Origin of the sequence: Serratia proteamaculans, from assembly GCF_946227095.1 — a bacterium.
In the GTDB taxonomy this organism is placed as follows: domain Bacteria; phylum Pseudomonadota; class Gammaproteobacteria; order Enterobacterales; family Enterobacteriaceae; genus Serratia; species Serratia proteamaculans_E.
Genome location: NZ_CAMISV010000011.1, coordinates 161954 through 183654, shown reverse-complemented (window position 1 = coordinate 183654; position 21701 = coordinate 161954). Strand labels below are relative to the sequence as shown.

Genomic DNA, 21701 nt, shown 5'->3' with positions numbered 1-21701 from the left:
GCGGTTGGAATGAAACAGAATTTGCCTGGCGGCCATAGCGCGGTGGTCCCACCTGATCCCATGCCGAACTCAGAAGTGAAACGCCGTAGCGCCGATGGTAGTGTGGGGTCTCCCCATGCGAGAGTAGGACACTGCCAGGCATCAAATAAAGCAACAAGCCCTACGTGAAAGCGTGGGGCTTTTTGTTTTATCTGTCGCATATCGTTCTGCTCGAGCATGGGCATGCGAAAAGCCCGTCGGGAACGGGCTTTAACGCCGCTTGCGGCGGCCCCGAAGGGGAGAGTTTCAGGATGAGACGAGTATTGTAGGACACTGCCAGGCATCAAATAAAGTCGAAAGCCTCATGCGAAAGCATGAGGCTTTTTGCTGTGTGCGAAAGAAAGAACAGACGCAGCTACGCTGTATTTTTCTAGATAACACCACACCACAATAACCTCCGAATAGAACCCAGCTGTTTACCTATAATATATAAATATTAACAATGTTTAAAAACGACAAATAACTTTAAATATATATAGGCTAGGGCGGATGGAATATTTTAGTATGCAGTAATAAGGCAAATTTTAAAGAAATGTAGGTATTAATCATGTTAGCTTCTATCTAATTCGTATTACCTAATTAATTTATATAGAAAATACCTTATAAAAAATTAGAACTATTCCCTCGGTGGATGTTCTCCAGATAAAAGCCAGATCGATGAAAACAAATATTAGCCTGGCGTGCCGAATCGAGTAGACTAGGTGGAGGTTCATTTCCGTATAGGTATTTATCGTTATGTCTACTGAAAGCGCGTCATTAAAAAAACACAATACTTTTGCGCTCCCGGTCAACGCAGCGCATCTGGTCATTGCAGAAACAATCGAATTAATGATCAAGGTTTGGCAGAAAACGCAGAAGCGCCAAGAGCCGCTGCTGGTACTTGGGGAAGGGAGTAACGTACTGTTTATTGAGGATTTTTCCGGTACGGTTATGATCAATCAATTAAAAGGAATCGACATCAGGGAAGAGAAAGATGCCTGGTTTCTCCACGTTAGCTCTGGCGAGAATTGGCATGGTTTGGTTTGCCGCACTCTGGAAACCGGTATTCCTGGACTGGAAAACCTGGCGTTGATCCCCGGCCTGGTCGGTTCCGCCCCTATTCAGAATATCGGTGCCTATGGTATCGAGCTCAAGAGTGTATGTGACTACGTTGATCTGCTGGATCTGAATACGGGTGCCATTGATCGCATTGCCGCATCAGACTGTGGCTTCGGCTACCGGGAAAGTGTCTTCAAGCATCATTTTCAGAAGGGCCATATCATTGTTGGTGTCGGCCTGCGCCTGAGTAAACAATGGGAACCGATGCTGAATTATGGCGATCTGACAAAGCTGGATCCGGAAACGGTGACACCGCGTCAGATATTTGACTCGGTATGTGCAATGCGCCGTAGCAAACTGCCTGATCCTAAAGTAACGGGTAATGCTGGCAGCTTTTTCAAAAATCCACAGGTCAGTAGTGAAGAGGCCGCAGCGTTGGTTGCTGAATATCCTGGCATGCCACATTACCCGCAGCAGGATGGTCAGGTGAAACTGGCTGCAGGCTGGTTGATCGACCAATGTGAGCTGAAAGGCCACCAAATTGGCGGCGCAGCGGTACATAATCAACAGGCGCTTGTGCTGGTTAATGTGGATAACGCCTCCAGTCAGGACGTGGTGGCGTTGGCTCGTCACGTACGTAATACCGTAGCGAAAAAGTTCGATGTATGGCTCGAGCCGGAAGTTCGCTTTATCGGTACGGATGGCGAGTTAAATGCCGTAGGGGTTCTCTCATGAAGGATACCAAAGTCCCTCTTAAGCTGATTGCGATACTGGCCGATGGTGGTTTTCATTCTGGTGAGCATCTTGGTGAGTTGCTGGGCATGAGCCGTGCAGCCATTAATAAACATATCCAGACCATCCGTGAGTGGGGCCTGGACGTGTTTACCGTACCAGGGAAAGGTTATAGCCTGCCTGGCCCAATCCAATTACTGGATGTTGAGCGTATTCTCAGCCAACTGGCTGATAAGCGTGTCACCGTGCTACCGGTTGTGGATTCCACCAACCAATATCTGTTGGATCGTATTGCCGAACTGCAATCGGGCGATGCCTGTGTCGCTGAGTATCAACAGGCTGGTCGTGGTCGTCGCGGCCGCCAATGGATCTCGCCATTTGGTGCCAACCTGTATCTCTCGATGTTTTGGCGTTTGGATCAGGGGCCTGCCGCAGCGATGGGGTTGAGCCTGGTCATCGGTATAGTGATGGCTGAAGTGTTGAAAGGGTTAGGTGCGGAAGGTGTCAGGGTCAAATGGCCAAACGACTTATATCTTAACGATCGCAAGTTGGCGGGTATCCTGGTCGAATTAACGGGGAAAACCGGTGATGCAGCGCAATTGGTGATTGGCGCAGGTATCAATTTGGCGATGCGTGAAACCAATGCGAATGCGATTAACCAGGGCTGGATAAACCTGCAGGAAGCGGGGATTAATATTGACCGTAATGAACTGGCCGCCACTTTACTCAATGAGTTGCGTCAATCGCTGCGACAGTTTGAGATTGATGGTTTGGCGCCGTTTATTGCGCGCTGGCGTGCGTTGGATAACTTTATCGATCGGCCGGTTAAACTGTTAATCGGTGAACAACAGATCTTTGGTATTGCACGGGGCATCGATCAGCAAGGTGCCTTATTACTCGATCAAGATGGTGTAATTAAGCCATTTATTGGTGGGGAAATATCGCTGCGTAGCGCTGAATAATTATAATTAATAAGGGGCAAGAGTGCCCCTTATCTATTATTAAACTACTTTCTTAAGCGCACGTTTTCAACCGCGTGATTAGCGCTCTTAGTCATTATCAGACTGGCCCGTTCACGTGTTGGTAAGATGTTTTCCTGCAAATTCAGTCCATTAATCTCGTTCCATAACTGGGTGGCTATATTGATAGCCTCTGGCTCAGGTAGCTTGGAATAGTTATGGAAATAAGAATCAGGATTAGAGAACGCCCCCTGACGAAACTTAAGGAATCTGTTGATATACCAGCTTTGCAGCAGTTCTTCAGGTGCATCGACATATATTGAAAAATCAACAAAATCAGACACGAATACACGATGCGGATCGTGAGGGTAGTCCATCCCACTCTGTAATACGTTTAGCCCTTCCAGAATAAGAATATCCGGTTGTTCGATGACTTTATTGCCTTCGGGGACAACATCATAAATCAGATGGGAATATACCGGAGCGGTCACACGCTTGGCACCGGACTTCACTTCAGAAACGAATTTCACCAGGCTGTGCATATCGTAAGACTGTGGAAAGCCTTTTTTCTTCATCAGCCCGCGTTCGTTCAGCACCTTATTCGGATGCAGGAAACCGTCGGTGGTGATCAGTTCAACGCTACGATGTTCCGGCCAACTGCTAAGTAATGCCTGCAGCAAACGTGCGGTGGTACTTTTACCTACAGCAACGCTGCCGGCAATACCGATAATGTAAGGGATTTTTTGCCCGTCGGTGCCGAGGAATTGCTCAAGTACGGCCTGACGGCGCAGGTTGGAACTGATATAGAAGTTCAACAAGCGGGATAGCGGCAGATAAATCTGTGCTACCTCTTCCAAAGAGAGATCTTCGTTAATCCCTTTAAGTTTAACAATTTCTTCTTCTGACAGTGTCAGCGGCACCGAATTTCGCAACGCAGCCCACTGGGTACGATCGAACTGAAGATAGGGCGTCGCTAAAGATTGATCTCTTTTTATCATAAGCCAAATTCTGCCTGTTAACGCAGGTTGGGAAAGGCGCCGGACGCCAACTCCAGATAATAATCAAGCTGCATATTATAGACAGCTTCGTTTTTGACGTAGACTTTTTTCGCAAAAGTTGGCGATTAGTATGAGTTTATCTCAATTGTGCGAAGCGGCGCGCAGTAGGCTGAAGTCGATTTCGGCGTATTCCTGCTTCATTCACAGCTTGTCGAATGGGGTGAAACTGCTGTTCAGGTAAAATATGTGGACGACACTCGCAAAAGAGCAATTACAGTGTAGGGAGTGATGACTGTGATTGATGAATGTTTGTGCGCCTGACGGTACGAATTGCCAGACAGCAAGCAAAATTGGGTGATTTGTGAGCGAAAGTGCAGCTAACGCAATTTTTTTGTTGCATAGGCCGCCCGCTCTACCTAGAATGCGCTGCACTTGATGCCGGCTTAGCTCAGTTGGTAGAGCAACTGACTTGTAATCAGTAGGTCACCAGTTCGATTCCGGTAGCCGGCACCAATCAAGTCACAGTAGTTAAAATCTGGTGGGGTTCCCGAGCGGCCAAAGGGAGCAGACTGTAAATCTGCCGTCACAGACTTCGAAGGTTCGAATCCTTCCCCCACCACCATATCTTGCCTTCGGCAACTAACCGGCCAGCGATAAACTCGCAACGGTTAATTTGCGGAAGGGGAAGGCGAAAGCCTTCAGCAAGGTTCGAGTTGTGCAGCGCATTGCGTAGCCGGCCCGAAGGGTGAGAGTAAAGCGACGAACAATCCTTCTCCCACCTAAAAATTCTACAGAAAAGTCAGGTAGCCGAGTTCCAGGATGCGGGCATCGTATAATGGCTATTACCTCAGCCTTCCAAGCTGATGATGTGGGTTCGATTCCCACTGCCCGCTCCAAGATGTGCTGATATAGCTCAGTTGGTAGAGCGCACCCTTGGTAAGGGTGAGGTCGGCAGTTCGAATCTGCCTATCAGCACCACTTCTTATTCTCTCGCCCCCTGATTTTCTTTCTGTTCTGGATTCAACAGGCAACTGCTTGGTTGATGTGGTGATACCACCGATTTATCCGTGTCTTAGAGGGACAATCGATGTCTAAAGAAAAGTTTGAACGTACAAAACCGCACGTTAACGTCGGTACTATCGGCCACGTTGACCACGGTAAAACTACCCTGACTGCAGCAATCACCACCGTTCTGGCTAAAACCTACGGCGGTTCTGCACGTGCTTTCGACCAGATCGATAACGCGCCAGAAGAAAAAGCTCGTGGTATCACCATCAACACTTCTCACGTTGAGTATGACACCCCGTCTCGCCACTACGCGCACGTTGACTGCCCAGGGCACGCCGACTACGTTAAAAACATGATCACCGGTGCTGCTCAGATGGACGGCGCTATCCTGGTTGTTGCTGCGACTGATGGCCCTATGCCACAGACTCGTGAGCACATCCTGCTGGGTCGTCAGGTTGGCGTTCCTTACATCATCGTATTCATGAACAAATGCGACATGGTTGATGATGAAGAGCTGCTGGAACTGGTAGAAATGGAAGTTCGTGAACTTCTGTCTGCTTATGACTTCCCTGGTGATGACCTGCCGGTTGTTCGTGGTTCAGCGCTGAAAGCACTGGAAGGCGAAGCTGAGTGGGAAGCTAAAATCATCGAACTGGCTGGCTACCTGGACTCTTACATCCCAGAACCAGAACGTGCTATCGACAAGCCGTTCCTGCTGCCAATCGAAGACGTCTTCTCCATCTCCGGTCGTGGTACCGTTGTTACCGGTCGTGTTGAGCGCGGTATCGTTAAAGTTGGCGAAGAAGTTGAAATCGTTGGTATCAAAGACACCGTTAAGTCTACCTGTACCGGCGTTGAAATGTTCCGCAAACTGCTGGACGAAGGCCGTGCTGGTGAGAACGTTGGTGTTCTGCTGCGTGGTGTTAAGCGTGAAGACATCGAACGTGGTCAGGTACTGGCTAAACCAGGTTCTATCAAGCCGCACACTCAGTTCGATTCAGAAGTGTACATCCTGAGCAAAGAAGAAGGTGGTCGTCATACTCCATTCTTCAAAGGCTACCGTCCACAGTTCTACTTCCGTACAACTGACGTGACCGGTACCATCGAGCTGCCAGAAGGCGTTGAGATGGTAATGCCTGGCGACAACGTGAACATGAAAGTCACCCTGATCCACCCAATCGCGATGGATGACGGCCTGCGTTTCGCAATCCGTGAAGGCGGCCGTACTGTTGGCGCTGGTGTTGTTGCCAAAGTTATCGCTTAATCGCTGATAACATTTGACGCGACACGCGGTAAAAGGGCATCATTTGATGCCCTTTTTCTACGCTGTGAACTAGAACCTATCTCATCAGCGATTTTGCAGTCATAATCATTGGTGAGATGGGCTCTTAAAGCGTATTGACTGAGATACGTCATAGCGTAAAACACCGAAATGCTGCCGAGCAGCATTTGATCGGTTTGGTTTGCCTTGCAGTGCGAGGCAAAGTTGTCTGTTCTGAATTCATTGTGACAGGTTGGTTTATGAGTGCGAATACCGAGGCTCAAGGGAGCGGGCGCGGCCTGGAAACGGCTAAGTGGCTGATCGTCGCTGTTCTGTTGGTTGTAGCGATTGTCGGTAACTATTTCTACCGTGATTTCAGCCTGCCATTACGCGCGCTGGCCGTTGTAGTGGTTATCGCCGTTGCAGGCGCAGTGGCGCTGATGACGACCAAAGGCAAAGCCACCGTTGCGTTTGCACGTGAAGCGCGTACTGAAGTGCGCAAAGTGATCTGGCCAACTCGTCAGGAAACGCTACATACCACGTTGATCGTTGCCGCGGTAACTGCCGTGATGTCACTGATTCTGTGGGGACTGGATGGTATTCTGGTCCGTCTGGTATCGTTTATTACTGGCCTGAGGTTCTAAAATGTCTGAAGCTCCAAAAAAACGTTGGTACGTCGTTCAGGCGTTTTCCGGTTTTGAAGGTCGCGTAGCGCAATCGCTGCGTGAATACATCAAACTGCATGATATGGAAGAACTGTTCGGCGAAGTCATGGTTCCTACGGAAGAAGTTGTTGAAATCCGTGGTGGCCAGCGTCGTAAAAGCGAACGTAAATTCTTCCCGGGCTATGTACTGGTTCAGATGGTAATGAATGACGCCAGCTGGCACTTGGTACGCAGCGTTCCGCGCGTAATGGGTTTCATCGGCGGTACCTCTGACCGTCCGGCACCGATCAGCGATAAAGAAGTTGATGCGATTATGAACCGCCTGCAGCAGGTTGGTGATAAGCCGCGTCCGAAAACGCTGTTCGAACCGGGTGAATTGGTCCGCGTTAGCGATGGTCCGTTCGCTGACTTCAACGGTGTTGTTGAAGAAGTGGACTACGAGAAGAGTCGCCTGAAAGTGTCTGTTTCCATCTTTGGCCGTGCAACGCCGGTGGAACTGGACTTTGCTCAGGTTGAAAAAGGCTGATCAATTAATCAGCAATAAGTGGCTTTTGCCGCTTGTCAGAGGCGCGAAATTGAACTATAATTTCGCGCCTTTTGTTTTTATAGGCCTTGCTCATTGAGCGAGGTGAAACACGGGGAGCCTCTTGTGAGGCGTTATTACCCAAACCGAGGAATTGTAAATGGCCAAGAAAGTACAAGCCTACGTTAAACTGCAAGTTGCAGCCGGTATGGCTAACCCAAGTCCGCCAGTTGGTCCAGCTCTGGGTCAGCAAGGCGTTAACATCATGGAATTCTGTAAGGCGTTCAATGCTAAGACTGACAGCGTTGAGAAAGGCCTGCCGATTCCGGTTGTTATTACTGTTTATTCTGACCGCTCCTTCACTTTCGTTACCAAAACCCCGCCAGCAGCAGTTCTGCTGAAAAAAGCGGCTGGTATTAAGTCTGGTTCAGGCAAACCGAACAAAGACAAAGTAGGTAAAGTGACTAGTGCTCAGGTACGTGAAATCGCAGAAACCAAAGCTGCGGACATGACTGGTTCTAACGTTGAAGCGATGACTCGCTCCATCGAAGGTACCGCTCGTTCCATGGGCCTGGTAGTGGAGGATTAAGAAATGGCTAAGCTGACCAAGCGCATGCGCGTGATCCGTGACAAAGTTGATGCTACTAAACAGTATGACATCACCGAAGCTGTTGCTCTGCTGAAAGAGCTGGCCACCGCTAAATTCGTAGAAAGCGTTGACGTTGCTGTTAACCTAGGCATCGACGCTCGTAAATCTGACCAAAACGTTCGTGGCGCTACCGTACTGCCTAACGGCACCGGTCGTTCTGTTCGCGTTGCCGTATTTGCCCAGGGCCCTAACGCTGAAGCAGCTAAAGCTGCTGGCGCAGAGCTGGTAGGTATGGAAGATCTGGCAGACCAGATCAAAAAAGGCGAAATGAACTTCGACGTTGTTATTGCTTCCCCGGATGCAATGCGCGTTGTTGGTCAACTGGGCCAGATCCTGGGTCCACGTGGCCTGATGCCAAACCCGAAAGTGGGTACCGTTACTCCGAACGTTGCTGAAGCAGTGAAAAACGCTAAAGCAGGTCAGGTTCGTTATCGTAACGACAAAAACGGCATCATCCATACCACTATCGGTAAGGTTGATTTCGAGTCAGACAAGCTGAAAGAAAACCTCGAGTCTCTGCTGGTTGCGCTGAAAAAAGCAAAACCATCCCAGGCTAAAGGCGTGTACATCAAGAAAGTTAGCCTCTCCACCACCATGGGTGCTGGTTTAGCTATCGATCAAAGCGGTCTGACTGCTGTAGCGAACTAATCGCCCTGCGATTATCGCTTTGACTTGGGGGGGAGATTTGTCTAGAATCTTATCCCCCAAGGTTTCGCTATTGGCAATAGCCAGCTGCGAGACAAAGATTTTTCGGTTGGAGCCTGGCCTATCCAGGCCTCCGTCCAAGACCGCAGGTGTATCGAAAGGTACTTAATCCTTCCTGCGTAGACGGTGACAGAGCCTAAAGAAATTTTTTCTTTTTATAAAAGAATAGTCTTTGCTGGATTCTGCTCACCGTGTTTGAACGCTCTCACTGCGTGATTTATCACAAGGTGTTGAGTGATGTGAGTGCCGGGGATTTCCCCCGGCTAAATCCAGGAGCAAAAAGCTAATGGCATTAAATCTTCAAGACAAACAAGCGATTGTTGCTGAAGTCAACGAAGTAGCCAAAGGCGCGCTGTCTGCGGTTGTTGCGGATTCCCGTGGCGTTACCGTTGATAAAATGACTGAACTGCGTAAAGCAGGTCGTGAAGCTGGCGTTTACATGCGTGTTGTTCGTAACACCCTGATGCGTCGCGTAGTTGAAGGCACTCCATTCGAATGCCTGAAAGACACGTTTGTCGGTCCTACCTTGATTGCATTTTCTCATGAACACCCGGGCGCTGCTGCTCGTCTGTTCAAAGATTTCGCGAAAGCGAATGCAAAGTTCGAGATTAAAGCTGCGGCCTTTGAAGGTGAGCTGATCCCTGCGGCACAAATTGACCGCTTGGCAACTCTGCCTACTTACGATGAAGCAATCGCACGCCTGATGGCAACCATGAAAGAAGCCGCTGCTGGCAAATTGGTTCGCACTCTGGCTGCACTGCGCGATCAAAAAGAAGCGGCATAAGCCCTCTTTTTTTTCCGTTGCTTACGTATTTAAACTATTTCTGAATTTTAGGAACATTTGTTATGTCTATCACTAAAGACCAAATTATCGAAGGCGTTGCAGCTCTGTCTGTAATGGAAATCGTTGAACTGATCGCCGCTATGGAAGAGAAGTTCGGTGTTTCTGCTGCTGCTGTAGCTGCAGGTCCTGCTGCTGCTGCTGAAGCTGTTGAAGAAAAAACTGAATTCGACGTTGTACTGAAAGGTATCGGCGCGAACAAAGTTGCAGTAATCAAAGCAGTACGTAGTGCAACTGGCCTGGGTCTGAAAGAAGCTAAAGACCTGGTTGAGTCTGCACCAGCAGCACTGAAAGAAGGCATCAGCAAAGACGACGCTGAAGCACTGAAAAAAGCTCTGGAAGAAGCTGGCGCTGAAGTTGAAGTTAAATAAGCCACTGCTTTCTGAGTGCAGTCTGTTTTAACTAACAGACTGATGGCTGGTGACTTTATGGTCACCAGCCTTTTTGCGCTGTAGGGCGTCAGTAGAGTTTCACACTGTTTGGCTACTGGCTAACCCCAATATTTCTTTCTATCGATGACTTAATATACTGCCTTTTTTGCCGCAGCCGAATCTGCCGCACAACGCAGCGAAATGATTTAAGCGTGATAGAAACGAGTATTGCGGAAAGTGTTCCCGCTTTCCGGTCGACAAAATGGTGTTGCGTGAACCGTCCTGATATCCGGACGGACAAATAGGTTCGACTTTCCAGCGAGCTGAGGAACCCTATGGTTTACTCCTATACCGAGAAAAAACGTATTCGTAAGGATTTTGGTAAGCGTCCGCAAGTTTTGGACATACCATATCTCCTTTCTATCCAGCTTGATTCGTTCCAGAAGTTTATCGAGCAAGATCCAGAAGGGCAGCACGGCCTAGAAGCCGCCTTCCGTTCTGTTTTCCCTATCCAGAGCTACAGTGGCAATTCGGAGCTGCAATACGTTAGCTACCGTCTTGGTGAGCCGGTCTTCGACGTCAAAGAGTGCCAGATCCGTGGTGTGACGTTCTCTGCACCGCTGCGCGTAAAACTGCGCCTGGTAATCTATGAGCGTGAAGCTCCGGAAGGCACGGTCAAAGACATCAAGGAACAAGAAGTCTATATGGGCGAAATTCCGCTCATGACCGAAAACGGCACCTTTGTGATCAACGGTACTGAGAGGGTTATCGTATCTCAGCTTCACCGTAGTCCTGGCGTATTCTTTGACAGCGATAAGGGTAAAACCCACTCCTCGGGTAAAGTGCTGTATAACGCACGTATCATCCCTTACCGCGGTTCATGGTTGGATTTCGAGTTTGACCCGAAAGACAACCTGTTTGTGCGTATTGACCGTCGCCGTAAATTGCCTGCGACCATCATTCTGCGTGCATTGAGCTACACCACTGAGCAGATCCTTGACCTGTTCTTTGCGAAAGTAGTTTACGAGATCCGTGATAACAAGCTGCAGATGGAGCTGGTTCCAGAACGTCTGCGTGGTGAGACTGCTTCGTTTGATATCGAAGCCAACGGCAAGATCTACATTGAGAAAGGCCGTCGTATCACCGCTCGTCATATCCGTCAGCTCGAAAAAGACGAAATTCAGAGTATTGAAGTACCGGTTGAGTACATCGCGGGCAAAGTGGTCGCGAAGGACTATATCGATACCAATACCGGTGAGCTGATCTGCGCAGCCAACATGGAGCTGTCGCTGGATCTGCTGGCCAAACTGAGCCAGTCAGGCCACAAGCGTATCGAAACGCTGTTCACCAACGATCTGGACCACGGTGCGTACATCTCTGAGACTGTACGTGTCGATCCAACTAGCGATCGTTTGAGCGCGCTGGTAGAAATTTACCGCATGATGCGCCCTGGTGAGCCGCCAACTCGCGAAGCTGCTGAAAATCTGTTTGAGAACTTGTTCTTCTCTGAAGACCGCTACGATCTGTCTGCGGTTGGCCGTATGAAGTTCAACCGTTCTCTGCTGCGTGACGAGATCGAAGGTTCGGGCATCCTGAGCAAAGACGACATCATTGAAGTGATGAAGAAGCTCATCGGTATCCGTAACGGTAAAGGCGAAGTGGACGATATCGACCACTTGGGCAACCGTCGTATCCGTTCCGTCGGCGAAATGGCTGAGAACCAGTTCCGTGTAGGCCTGGTGCGTGTTGAGCGTGCGGTTAAAGAACGTTTGTCCCTGGGCGATCTGGACACCCTGATGCCACAGGACATGATCAACGCCAAGCCGATTTCGGCGGCGGTGAAAGAGTTCTTCGGCTCCAGCCAGCTGTCTCAGTTTATGGACCAGAACAACCCGTTGTCCGAGATTACGCACAAACGTCGTATCTCTGCATTGGGCCCAGGCGGTCTGACCCGTGAACGTGCCGGCTTTGAAGTTCGAGACGTACACCCGACTCACTACGGTCGCGTGTGCCCAATCGAAACGCCGGAAGGTCCAAACATCGGTCTGATCAACTCCTTGTCCGTGTACGCACAGACAAACGAGTATGGCTTCCTGGAAACCCCGTACCGCCGCGTGCGTGACGGTTTGGTTACCGATGAAATCAACTATCTGTCTGCTATTGAAGAAGGCAACTTCGTTATCGCTCAGGCGAACTCCAACCTGAGTGAAGACGGCCGCTTCGAAGAAGACCTGGTCACCTGTCGTAGCAAAGGCGAATCAAGCCTGTTCAGCCGCGACCAGGTTGACTATATGGACGTATCAACCCAGCAGATTGTTTCCGTTGGTGCTTCACTGATTCCATTCCTGGAACACGATGACGCCAACCGTGCATTGATGGGTGCGAACATGCAACGTCAGGCGGTTCCAACCTTGCGCGCTGATAAGCCGCTGGTAGGTACCGGTATGGAACGTGCTGTAGCTGTTGACTCCGGTGTTACTGCCGTAGCTCGACGTGGCGGTGTGATCCAGTACGTGGATGCTTCCCGTATCGTTATTAAAGTTAACGAAGACGAGATGCTCGCGGGCGAAGCAGGTATCGATATTTATAACCTGACCAAGTACACCCGTTCTAACCAGAACACCTGTATCAACCAGATGCCGTGTGTGAATCTGGGTGAGCCAATCGAGCGCGGCGACGTGCTGGCAGATGGCCCGTCCACTGACCTGGGTGAACTGGCGTTGGGCCAGAACATGCGCGTGGCGTTCATGCCGTGGAACGGCTACAACTTCGAAGACTCCATCTTGGTGTCCGAGCGTGTAGTTCAGGAAGATCGCTTCACTACCATCCACATCCAGGAACTGGCATGTGTGTCTCGCGACACCAAGTTGGGGCCTGAAGAAATCACTGCCGACATCCCTAACGTGGGTGAAGCAGCGCTTTCCAAACTGGATGAGTCCGGTATCGTGTATATCGGTGCTGAAGTGACCGGTGGCGACATTCTGGTTGGCAAGGTAACACCAAAAGGTGAAACCCAGCTGACGCCAGAGGAGAAGCTGCTGCGTGCGATCTTCGGTGAGAAGGCATCTGATGTTAAAGATTCCTCTCTGCGTGTACCAAACGGCGTTTCCGGTACGATTATTGACGTGCAGGTCTTCACCCGCGATGGCGTGGAAAAAGACAAGCGTGCGTTGGAAATCGAAGAGATGCAGCTGAAGCAGGCGAAAAAAGACCTGACTGAAGAACTGCAGATCCTGGAAGCTGGTCTGTTTGCACGTATCCATGCGGTGCTGGTTGCCGGCGGTGTTGAAGCTGAAAAGCTGAGCAAGCTGCCACGCGATCGCTGGCTGGAGCTGGGCCTGACCGACGAAGAAAAGCAAAACCAGCTGGAACAGCTGGCAGAGCAGTACGACGAACTGAAATCCGACTTCGAGAAGAAGCTGGATGCCAAGCGTCGTAAGATCACCCAGGGCGATGATCTGGCACCAGGCGTGCTGAAAATCGTTAAGGTTTATCTGGCTGTTAAGCGTCAGATCCAACCGGGTGACAAGATGGCAGGCCGCCACGGTAACAAGGGTGTTATCTCCAAGATCAACCCGATCGAAGATATGCCTTACGATGAAAACGGCACGCCGGTTGACATCGTACTGAACCCGTTGGGCGTACCATCACGTATGAACATCGGTCAGATCCTGGAAACCCACTTGGGTATGGCTGCGAAAGGCATTGGTGAGAAGATCAACCAAATGCTGAAGCAGCATCAGGAAGTGGCCAAGCTGCGTGAGTTCATTCAGAAGGCCTACGATCTGGGCGACGATGTCTGCCAGAAAGTTGACCTGAACACCTTCACCGACGACGAAGTACTGCGTCTGGCAGAGAACCTGAAAAAAGGTATGCCAATCGCAACGCCGGTGTTTGATGGTGCGAAAGAGAGTGAAATCAAGCAATTGCTGGAAATGGGCGGGGTCCCAACCTCGGGTCAGATTACGCTGTTCGATGGCCGTACCGGTGAGCAATTTGAGCGCCAGGTTACCGTTGGCTATATGTACATGCTGAAACTGAACCACTTGGTTGACGATAAAATGCACGCCCGTTCAACCGGTTCTTACAGCTTGGTTACTCAGCAGCCGCTGGGTGGTAAGGCGCAGTTCGGTGGTCAACGCTTCGGTGAGATGGAAGTGTGGGCACTGGAAGCATACGGCGCAGCTTATACCCTGCAGGAAATGCTCACCGTTAAGTCGGATGACGTTAACGGCCGTACCAAGATGTACAAAAACATCGTGGATGGCGATCACCGCATGGAACCAGGCATGCCGGAGTCCTTCAACGTACTGTTGAAAGAAATCCGCTCGCTCGGTATTAACATCGAACTGGAAGGCGATTAATCGTTTTTCCAGCTCAGGCTCCCGACCTTAGGGAGCCTGAGGGTGGTTGTTCAGGTCACACGGGTGCGCGATTTGTCAGCGTGCACCCAACAGGTTTAACTCCGACAGGAGCCAATCCGTGAAAGACTTATTAAAGTTTCTGAAAGCGCAAACTAAGACCGAAGAGTTTGATGCGATCAAGATTGCTCTGGCATCGCCAGACATGATCCGTTCGTGGTCGTTCGGCGAAGTTAAGAAGCCGGAAACCATTAACTACCGTACGTTCAAACCAGAACGTGACGGCCTTTTCTGCGCCCGTATCTTTGGGCCGGTAAAAGACTATGAGTGCCTGTGCGGTAAGTACAAGCGCTTAAAACACCGCGGCGTAATCTGTGAGAAGTGCGGCGTTGAAGTGACCCAGACCAAAGTACGCCGTGAGCGTATGGGCCACATCGAGCTGGCATCACCGACTGCGCACATCTGGTTCCTGAAATCGCTGCCATCCCGCATCGGTTTGCTGCTGGATATGCCGCTGCGTGACATCGAACGTGTACTGTACTTCGAATCCTATGTGGTTATCGAAGGCGGTATGACTAACCTCGAGCGTCGTCAGATCCTGACTGAAGAGCAGTATTTGGATGCGCTGGAAGAGTTCGGTGACGAATTCGACGCCAAGATGGGTGCGGAAGCTATTCAGGCCCTGTTGAAAAACATGGATCTGGAGCAAGAGTGTGAAACTCTGCGCGAAGAGCTGAACGAAACCAACTCCGAAACCAAGCGTAAGAAGCTGACCAAGCGTATCAAGCTGCTGGAAGCGTTCGTACAGTCTGGCAACAAGCCAGAGTGGATGATCCTGACCGTGCTGCCGGTACTGCCGCCGGATCTGCGTCCGCTGGTTCCGTTGGATGGTGGTCGTTTCGCGACTTCAGATCTGAACGATCTGTATCGCCGCGTGATCAACCGTAACAACCGTCTGAAACGCCTGCTGGATCTGGCTGCGCCTGATATCATCGTGCGCAACGAAAAGCGTATGCTGCAAGAAGCGGTAGATGCCTTGCTGGATAACGGCCGTCGCGGTCGTGCGATCACCGGTTCCAACAAGCGTCCTCTGAAATCTTTGGCCGACATGATCAAAGGTAAGCAGGGTCGTTTCCGTCAGAACTTGTTGGGTAAACGTGTTGACTACTCTGGTCGTTCTGTAATCACCGTAGGTCCATACCTGCGTCTGCATCAGTGCGGTCTGCCTAAGAAAATGGCACTGGAGCTGTTCAAACCGTTCATCTACGGCAAGCTGGAGCTGCGTGGCCTGGCCACCACCATCAAAGCCGCCAAGAAAATGGTTGAGCGCGAAGAAGCTGTCGTTTGGGATATCCTGGACGAAGTTATCCGCGAACACCCGGTACTGCTGAACCGTGCACCAACCCTGCACCGTTTGGGTATCCAGGCGTTTGAACCGGTTCTGATCGAAGGTAAAGCTATCCAGCTGCACCCGCTGGTTTGTGCGGCATACAACGCCGACTTCGATGGTGACCAGATGGCAGTACACGTTCCGCTGACGCTTGAAGCTCAGCTGGAAGCGCGTGCGCTGATGATGTCTACCAACAACATCCTGTCACCTGCGAACGGCGAGCCAATCATCGTTCCTTCTCAGGACGTTGTATTGGGTCTGTACTACATGACCCGTGACTGTGTTAACGCCAAAGGCGAAGGCATGGTGTTGAGTGGCCCGAAAGAAGCGGAACGTATTTACCGCGCCGGTCTGGCCTCTCTGCATGCGCGTGTCAAAGTGCGTATCACCGAAGAGATCAAAAACACCGAAGGCGAGTCTGTACACCAGACTTCGATCATCGACACTACCGTGGGTCGTGCCATCCTGTGGATGATCGTACCGCGCGGTCTGCCGTACTCGATCGTTAACCAGCCTTTGGGCAAGAAAGCTATCTCCAAGATGCTGAACACCTGTTACCGCATCCTGGGCCTGAAGCCGACCGTTATCTTTGCTGACCAGATCATGTACACCGGTTTTGCTTACGCTGCCCGTTCAGGCGCGTCAGTAGGTATCGATGACATGGTAATCCCTGCCAAGAAAGCAGAGATCATCGAAGAAGCAGAAACCGAAGTTGCTGAAATCCAGGAGCAGTTCCAGTCTGGTTTGGTGACCGCCGGCGAACGCTACAACAAAGTGATCGATATCTGGGCCGCAGCGAACGAGCGTGTTGCCAAGGCGATGATGGAAAACTTGTCTGTTGAAGACGTCGTCAACCGTGACGGTGTTGTTGAACAGCAGGTTTCCTTCAACAGTATCTTTATGATGGCCGACTCCGGTGCGCGTGGTTCTGCAGCACAGATTCGTCAGCTGGCCGGTATGCGTGGCCTGATGGCTAAGCCGGATGGTTCCATCATTGAAACGCCAATCACAGCGAACTTCCGTGAAGGTCTGAACGTACTCCAGTACTTCATCTCCACGCACGGTGCTCGTAAAGGTCTGGCGGATACCGCACTGAAAACGGCTAACTCCGGTTACCTGACCCGTCGTCTGGTTGACGTGGCACAGGATCTGGTGGTTACCGAAGACGACTGTGGTACTCACAACGGCATCCTGATGACTCCGGTTATCGAAGGTGGTGACGTTAAAGAGCCACTGCGCGAACGTGTTCTGGGTCGTGTGACAGCAGAAGATATCATCAAGCCGGGTACGGCTGATATCCTGGTGCCACGTAACACCCTGCTGCACGAGAAGACTTGTGACCTGTTGGAAGAGAACTCTGTCGACAGCGTTAAAGTCCGTTCCGTGGTTAGCTGTGAAACCGACTTTGGTGTGTGTGCAAACTGCTATGGTCGCGACCTGGCACGTGGTCACATCATCAACAAAGGCGAAGCTATCGGCGTTATCGCGGCACAGTCAATCGGTGAGCCGGGTACACAGCTGACGATGCGTACGTTCCACATCGGTGGTGCGGCATCTCGTGCGGCTGCTGAATCCAGCATCCAGGTGAAAAACAAGGGTACTCTGAAGCTGAGCAATGTGAAGTTCGTAATGAACGCCGCAGGCAAGCTGGTGATTACCTCTCGTAACACCGAACTGAAGCTGATCGACGAATTCGGCCGTACTAAAGAGCGCTATAAAGTGCCTTACGGTTCCGTCATGGGCAAAGGCGACGGCATCGAAGTTAACGGCGGCGAAACCGTTGCTAACTGGGATCCGCACACCATGCCAGTTATCACCGAAGTGAGTGGTTTCATCCGCTTCGCTGATATGGTTGACGGCCAGACCATTACCCGCCAGACCGACGAACTGACCGGTTTGTCTTCTCTGGTAGTACTGGACAGCGCAGAGCGTACCGGTAGCGGTAAAGACCTGCGTCCGGCACTGAAAATCGTTGATGCCAAAGGCGACGACGTATTGATCCCAGGTACTGATATGCCTGCTCAATACTTCCTGCCAGGTAAAGCGATTGTACAGCTGGAAGACGGCATTCAGATCGGTGCGGGTGATACCCTGGCGCGTATTCCTCAGGAATCCGGCGGTACCAAGGATATTACCGGTGGTCTGCCACGCGTTGCGGATCTGTTCGAAGCACGTCGTCCGAAAGAGCCGGCAATCCTGGCTGAAATCAGCGGGATTATCTCGTTCGGTAAAGAGACCAAAGGCAAACGTCGCCTGGTAATCTCTCCACTGGACGGCAGCGACGCTTACGAAGAGATGATTCCAAAATGGCGTCAGCTCAACGTGTTCGAAGGCGAAGTTGTGGAGCGTGGTGACGTTGTTTCTGACGGCCCAGAATCTCCGCACGACATTCTGCGTCTGCGTGGTGTGCATGCGGTTACCCGCTACATCACCAACGAAGTGCAGGAAGTTTACCGTCTGCAAGGCGTTAAGATTAACGATAAACACATTGAAGTTATCGTTCGTCAGATGCTGCGTAAAGGGACCATCGTTAGCGCTGGTAGCACCGAGTTCCTGGAAGGCGAGCAGGCTGAAGTGTCACGCGTTAAGATTGCCAACCGTCAGCTTGCTGCTGAAGGCAAAATCGAGGCAACCTTCTCACGCGATCTGCTGGGTATCACCAAGGCTTCCTTGGCGACCGAGTCCTTCATCTCCGCAGCATCGTTCCAGGAAACGACGCGCGTTCTGACCGAAGCGGCTGTTGCCGGTAAGCGTGATGAACTGCGTGGCCTGAAAGAGAACGTCATCGTGGGCCGTCTGATCCCAGCCGGTACCGGTTACGCTTATCATCAGGACCGCATGCGTCGTAAAGCTCAGGGTGAAACGCCAGTTGTTCCGCAGGTGAGCGCGGAAGAAGCAACGGCTAACCTGGCTGAACTGCTAAACGCAGGCAACCTGGGTGGCGGCAACAACGATTAATCGTTGAATGCGCCTTGGGGTTCGGCATTGCCGGATCCTGACCAGATAAACCGCTCCTTCGGGGGCGGTTTTTTTTTGCCTGCTCCCTCAGCGGCATTCTTTGCTACTATGAAGAAATCCGAGATAATGGCTAAAATCGCCTGTGTGCTATGTTAACCAAGGATTGTACAGATATGGACAGCCTGATCACCTTCGAAAAACTTGCCGCAAAACACTTGCCTTACCTGTATGAAATCAGATTTTCTGTCGAAGAAAATCCACTTCACCCTCACCAGATCCAATACCTTCAGAGAACCCAGGCGCTGGATGATATCAATCAGGGCGGTGGCTGGATTTGCAAATATGGTGAAGATTACGCCGGCGTCGGTTTCGGCCTCTTTATTCCAGAACCCTTGATCGGCGGGCTGTTTGTTAAGCCAGAGTATCAGTCGAAAGGTATAGGCTCCGCCTTACTGAACGCTGTAACGGCATGGTTGTTTGAGAATGGAGCTGAAGAAATCCATCTCACTACCGATCCGGGTTCCAGGGCTGAGGTGTTTTATCAGCGGCGTGGTTGGGTTGTCATTGGGAAGGATGAATTTGGTCAGGCGGAACTGGTTAAGCGTAAAGGTGATAAGTAATGAAAATCAGAGGACTGATAGCATTATTTCTGATTTCCCTGTTTAGTGCGCCGCTCTATGCGGGCGTTGATTATTTCTATCTTAAAAAGAACGATGGCGAGAAGATCAAAATTACGCTGCAAGCATTAGAAGCGATGCCATCTTCTTCGATTAAAACCTCTACCAACTTTACCCCTGAGGCCGTTTTTACCGGCGTTGAGTTTAGCGTGCTGGCAAAGGAATATGACCTGACGGGAAGCAAGGTTCGCGCTTTTGCCTGGGATGATTATTCATATTCAATGCCCGTTGCTGAGCTGGCTAAATACAAAGTTATTATTGCCTATAAGAAAAATGGCGAGCTTATGGACGTTGCGCAGTTAGGGCCGTTTGCGATTATCTATCCTCGCGATAGCCACCCAGAATTAAACAATATTGATGTGAACGCAAAAACCGTTTGGCAAATAAAAATGCTAGAGGTTAAGTGAAATGAGCAAGAAATTTATCGGGACTCTCGTCACCCTCATTGCCGCTCTGCTGTTCTTGATTTTACTGATTTCCGTAAACTTTGGCAGTGTGAAAGAGCGATACAAGCAGATTGAGCCTGGTCTCGATAACTATTCCGTCGCTGAAATTCTCTTTTTATCTTTTGAAAGGACGAAAACCGCATTGCTTCTGGGCGATGAGGATAACTACGACGTTTTTCTACTCAAAAAGAAAATATTTGCATCAAAGATTGCTATTCTTGAAAACCGCTCCACGTTCAGTGACTCTTTTTATTATGACAAGGAGTTTATCAAGACCCTTGCGGTTTTGAAGCATCAGTATGCCGAGCTGGATCTGCTTAGTACTGGGCTGGTGGATGGCTCGAAGACCAAAGCGGATATACTCTCCTTTATGGAAGAGATGGAAATTACTCTGGTTGATATTCAAGAGGTAATTTACAAAATACAGATAAGGAATTTCACCGAGGTTAAAGACATCATCAAAGATAACTCGGGCAAAGCCGAGCTATTTGCCATGTTTTCACTGGTGCTGATTTTTTTGATGATGTTCCTCATCTTGAAGAATGCGTTTTCACTGAAGGAGATAATTAAAAATAAGAATATCTTTATTTCCTCCATCTACCATGAGATTGCCGGTTCAACGCAGGCTATCGTGATTGCGGCAGACATCATGGAGCATGAGCTGGTTCAGGATGAATTGAAAAAAGAAGCCCGGCTCATCTCGCACCATGGCAATAAAATTGCAGAGCAAACGCGTGAGGTAATGGATTACTCAAGGCTTGAAATGGGGGAGATTAAGATAAATGATTCCCTGTTTTCACTCAATGAGGTGGTCGACGATGCTGTTGCCGCGGTGAGTGGGGAAAGCCGCAATCAATTTATTGTCCGGCACTCGCCTTATGCAGGGAGGATCTATTCCGATAAGTACAAGCTATATCGGATACTTGTCAACCTGTTGAGCAATGCCGATAAATATACGTATTGCGGTCAGGTTACTGTGAATGTGAAGGTTTATAATAGTCGTCTTTATCTTCTGGTGAAGGATAACGGTATCGGCTTTAACGTAAAAAATATTGACAGATTATACAAGGCATTTAATCAGGGGCTGGAAAGAGAGACGCGCCAGGGGCTGGGTTTGGGACTGACCATTATAAAGAACTATGTGACCAGAATGAAAGGCACCATCAGAGTGAAGTCAGGCGAGGGCAAAGGGGCATCGTTTTTGATTTTCCTGCCAATAAAATCAGTTGAAAAATAAATGGGAAAGCAGCAGCGAAGAGATAATCAGCGGCTTGGTCGGCTTCTCAACCAAATGCACGTCGTAGTTTAATATCATATCGCCTATGTTTTTCTCATAGTGGTTTAACTGGCCGGTCAGGATGATGATTTGTGCAGGGGTATCCACTCTATCTTTTATCTTTTCTACGACCTTTTCGGACGTTTCACCGAAGTCTAACAGCCAATCAAGAATAAAGGCCTCGTAGGTGTGCTGATCCAGGCTGTCGATGATTGTTGCCGCCATTGAGAAAGTGTCTGTTTCAATCCCGTAGCGGGTGGTGATTTTCTTTAGCAACTCCAGAATGTCCTGGTCGTTGTCGAGTATGGCTATCCTTGGCGCCGGCAGAAAGTCTATTTTTGTGACCTTATACAGCTCTGCATCCGCACTTTTATCTCTGCCAGTGTTAATAACAAAAAGATCGTCTTTTCTGAATGCATAGGTTTCCACATCCTCAATGTTATCTACCGGCTTGTCATCCACTTCAATATTGCACCGTTTATGTATGCTGTTCATGATAAACACGCAGTTATGGGCTCTGCGCCCTTCAAACGATTGGTTGAAGTATTGAAATACCTTTTTTGCCTCGTTGAGAGTGATGCCTCTTTTACCGTCCAGCTTCTGCTTGGCGCTGTTGTATTGGAGGTTCAGTATGCTCGCCAGGGTGGATGCGTGCTTTCTGTCACCCACCCCTTTTTGGTTCAACAAGGCGCTAATTGCCTCTGCATAATTTGGCGTTTTTTTCATGATCATCTCGATTTTTCTGATGCTGACCACGAGCATGGGATGCCCCGAGGTTGCCTGCTGGCTCGATTATAGATGAAG

At 50.0% G+C, this 21701-nt stretch carries 16 protein-coding genes, 4 tRNA genes, 1 rRNA gene and 1 other RNA gene; 20 read left to right on the top strand and 2 right to left on the bottom strand.

Annotation, left to right across the window (positions count from 1 at the left end; all coding sequences use genetic code 11):
* Window positions 1–24 precede the first annotated feature (24 nt).
* The 3 genes from rrf (at window position 25) to birA (ending at window position 2771) form a co-directional block, all read left to right on the top strand.
* A 5S ribosomal RNA gene (gene rrf / locus OC597_RS20585) occupies window positions 25–140 on the top strand.
* 634 nt (window positions 141–774) lie between these two features.
* Window positions 775–1812, top strand: a complete 1038-nt coding sequence (gene murB / locus OC597_RS20580; protein ID WP_262210279.1) for a UDP-N-acetylmuramate dehydrogenase — start codon at window positions 775–777, stop codon at window positions 1810–1812.
* Complete coding sequence (gene birA, locus OC597_RS20575; protein ID WP_261257494.1) at window positions 1809–2771, top strand: bifunctional biotin--[acetyl-CoA-carboxylase] ligase/biotin operon repressor BirA; 963 nt, start codon at window positions 1809–1811, stop codon at window positions 2769–2771. Before murB ends, birA begins: the two co-directional genes overlap by 4 nt.
* 44 nt (window positions 2772–2815) lie before the next feature.
* Here birA and coaA read toward each other — a convergent pair whose 3' ends face one another.
* A complete protein-coding gene (gene coaA / locus OC597_RS20570; RefSeq protein ID WP_085117644.1) occupies window positions 2816–3766 on the bottom strand; it encodes a type I pantothenate kinase in 951 nt (316 codons plus the stop codon).
* Window positions 3767–4203: 437 nt separating this feature from the next.
* Between coaA and OC597_RS20565 the strand changes: the two genes are divergently transcribed.
* The 17 genes from OC597_RS20565 to OC597_RS20485 all read left to right on the top strand — a co-directional run bounded on the left by OC597_RS20565 (window position 4204) and on the right by OC597_RS20485 (window position 20858).
* A tRNA-Thr gene (locus tag OC597_RS20565) sits at window positions 4204–4279 on the top strand.
* A gap of 24 nt (window positions 4280–4303) precedes the next feature.
* Window positions 4304–4388: transfer RNA gene (locus tag OC597_RS20560), tRNA-Tyr, on the top strand.
* A gap of 46 nt (window positions 4389–4434) precedes the next feature.
* Window positions 4435–4550: non-coding RNA, RtT sRNA (locus tag OC597_RS20555), on the top strand.
* A 37-nt stretch (window positions 4551–4587) separates the two neighbouring features.
* Window positions 4588–4662, top strand: a tRNA-Gly gene (locus OC597_RS20550).
* A gap of 6 nt (window positions 4663–4668) precedes the next feature.
* Window positions 4669–4744, top strand: a tRNA-Thr gene (locus tag OC597_RS20545).
* 109 nt (window positions 4745–4853) lie between these two features.
* Entirely contained in the window at window positions 4854–6038 is a 1185-nt protein-coding gene (gene tuf / locus OC597_RS20540) for an elongation factor Tu (protein WP_208718403.1), read from the top strand.
* Between the two features lie 257 nt (window positions 6039–6295).
* Window positions 6296–6679 carry a preprotein translocase subunit SecE gene (gene secE / locus OC597_RS20535; RefSeq protein ID WP_012004740.1) on the top strand — a complete coding sequence of 128 codons (384 nt, stop codon included), beginning with the start codon at window positions 6296–6298 and terminating at the stop codon, window positions 6677–6679.
* Between the two features lies 1 nt (window position 6680).
* The gene (nusG, locus tag OC597_RS20530) at window positions 6681–7226 is read left to right on the top strand and encodes a transcription termination/antitermination protein NusG (RefSeq protein ID WP_012004741.1); all 546 of its coding nucleotides are present in this window, start codon (window positions 6681–6683) and stop codon (window positions 7224–7226) included.
* A 157-nt stretch (window positions 7227–7383) separates the two neighbouring features.
* Window positions 7384–7812 (top strand): 50S ribosomal protein L11, encoded by a 429-nt coding sequence (rplK, locus tag OC597_RS20525; RefSeq protein WP_006323135.1) that lies wholly within the window; start codon window positions 7384–7386, stop codon window positions 7810–7812.
* A gap of 3 nt (window positions 7813–7815) precedes the next feature.
* Window positions 7816–8520: a 50S ribosomal protein L1 gene (gene rplA, locus OC597_RS20520; RefSeq protein ID WP_112349313.1), complete on the top strand. Its 705-nt coding sequence runs from the start codon at window positions 7816–7818 to the stop codon at window positions 8518–8520.
* 343 nt (window positions 8521–8863) lie between these two features.
* Window positions 8864–9361, top strand: a complete 498-nt coding sequence (rplJ, locus tag OC597_RS20515) for a 50S ribosomal protein L10 (RefSeq protein WP_006323136.1) — start codon at window positions 8864–8866, stop codon at window positions 9359–9361.
* A gap of 62 nt (window positions 9362–9423) precedes the next feature.
* The gene (gene rplL, locus OC597_RS20510) at window positions 9424–9789 is read left to right on the top strand and encodes a 50S ribosomal protein L7/L12 (RefSeq protein ID WP_053324266.1); all 366 of its coding nucleotides are present in this window, start codon (window positions 9424–9426) and stop codon (window positions 9787–9789) included.
* 335 nt (window positions 9790–10124) lie between these two features.
* Complete coding sequence (rpoB, locus tag OC597_RS20505) at window positions 10125–14153, top strand: DNA-directed RNA polymerase subunit beta (RefSeq protein ID WP_261257500.1); 4029 nt, start codon at window positions 10125–10127, stop codon at window positions 14151–14153.
* A gap of 118 nt (window positions 14154–14271) precedes the next feature.
* Window positions 14272–18498, top strand: coding sequence for a DNA-directed RNA polymerase subunit beta' (rpoC, locus tag OC597_RS20500; protein WP_099064212.1), 4227 nt, complete (start codon window positions 14272–14274; stop codon window positions 18496–18498).
* A 173-nt stretch (window positions 18499–18671) separates the two neighbouring features.
* Window positions 18672–19118: a GNAT family N-acetyltransferase gene (locus tag OC597_RS20495; protein ID WP_261463974.1), complete on the top strand. Its 447-nt coding sequence runs from the start codon at window positions 18672–18674 to the stop codon at window positions 19116–19118.
* Window positions 19118–19582, top strand: a complete 465-nt coding sequence (locus OC597_RS20490; RefSeq protein ID WP_261257505.1) for a putative pterin-binding protein — start codon at window positions 19118–19120, stop codon at window positions 19580–19582. The genes OC597_RS20495 and OC597_RS20490 overlap by 1 nt, the downstream gene beginning before the upstream one ends.
* Window position 19583: 1 nt before the next feature.
* Window positions 19584–20858 carry a sensor histidine kinase gene (locus OC597_RS20485; protein WP_262210270.1) on the top strand — a complete coding sequence of 425 codons (1275 nt, stop codon included), beginning with the start codon at window positions 19584–19586 and terminating at the stop codon, window positions 20856–20858.
* Here the strand turns inward: OC597_RS20485 and OC597_RS20480 are convergent.
* Window positions 20844–21659: a helix-turn-helix domain-containing protein gene (locus OC597_RS20480; protein WP_262210268.1), complete on the bottom strand. Its 816-nt coding sequence runs from the start codon at window positions 21657–21659 to the stop codon at window positions 20844–20846. The two genes, OC597_RS20485 and OC597_RS20480, sit on opposite strands and share 15 nt — an antisense overlap.
* Window positions 21660–21701: the final 42 nt, after the last annotated feature.

Bases quoted from the DNA above. Each gene is read 5' to 3' on its own strand.
- murB (WP_262210279.1), top strand. From the start codon at position 775: ATGTCTACTGAAAGCGCGTCATTAAAAAAACACAATACTTTTGCGCTC.
- birA (WP_261257494.1), top strand. From the start codon at position 1,809: ATGAAGGATACCAAAGTCCCTCTTAAGCTGATTGCGATACTGGCCGAT.
- coaA (WP_085117644.1), bottom strand. From the start codon at position 3,766: ATGATAAAAAGAGATCAATCTTTAGCGACGCCCTATCTTCAGTTCGAT.
- tuf (WP_208718403.1), top strand. From the start codon at position 4,854: ATGTCTAAAGAAAAGTTTGAACGTACAAAACCGCACGTTAACGTCGGT.
- secE (WP_012004740.1), top strand. From the start codon at position 6,296: ATGAGTGCGAATACCGAGGCTCAAGGGAGCGGGCGCGGCCTGGAAACG.
- nusG (WP_012004741.1), top strand. From the start codon at position 6,681: ATGTCTGAAGCTCCAAAAAAACGTTGGTACGTCGTTCAGGCGTTTTCC.
- rplK (WP_006323135.1), top strand. From the start codon at position 7,384: ATGGCCAAGAAAGTACAAGCCTACGTTAAACTGCAAGTTGCAGCCGGT.
- rplA (WP_112349313.1), top strand. From the start codon at position 7,816: ATGGCTAAGCTGACCAAGCGCATGCGCGTGATCCGTGACAAAGTTGAT.
- rplJ (WP_006323136.1), top strand. From the start codon at position 8,864: ATGGCATTAAATCTTCAAGACAAACAAGCGATTGTTGCTGAAGTCAAC.
- rplL (WP_053324266.1), top strand. From the start codon at position 9,424: ATGTCTATCACTAAAGACCAAATTATCGAAGGCGTTGCAGCTCTGTCT.
- rpoB (WP_261257500.1), top strand. From the start codon at position 10,125: ATGGTTTACTCCTATACCGAGAAAAAACGTATTCGTAAGGATTTTGGT.
- OC597_RS20495 (WP_261463974.1), top strand. From the start codon at position 18,672: ATGGACAGCCTGATCACCTTCGAAAAACTTGCCGCAAAACACTTGCCT.
- OC597_RS20490 (WP_261257505.1), top strand. From the start codon at position 19,118: ATGAAAATCAGAGGACTGATAGCATTATTTCTGATTTCCCTGTTTAGT.
- OC597_RS20485 (WP_262210270.1), top strand. From the start codon at position 19,584: ATGAGCAAGAAATTTATCGGGACTCTCGTCACCCTCATTGCCGCTCTG.
- OC597_RS20480 (WP_262210268.1), bottom strand. From the start codon at position 21,659: ATGCTCGTGGTCAGCATCAGAAAAATCGAGATGATCATGAAAAAAACG.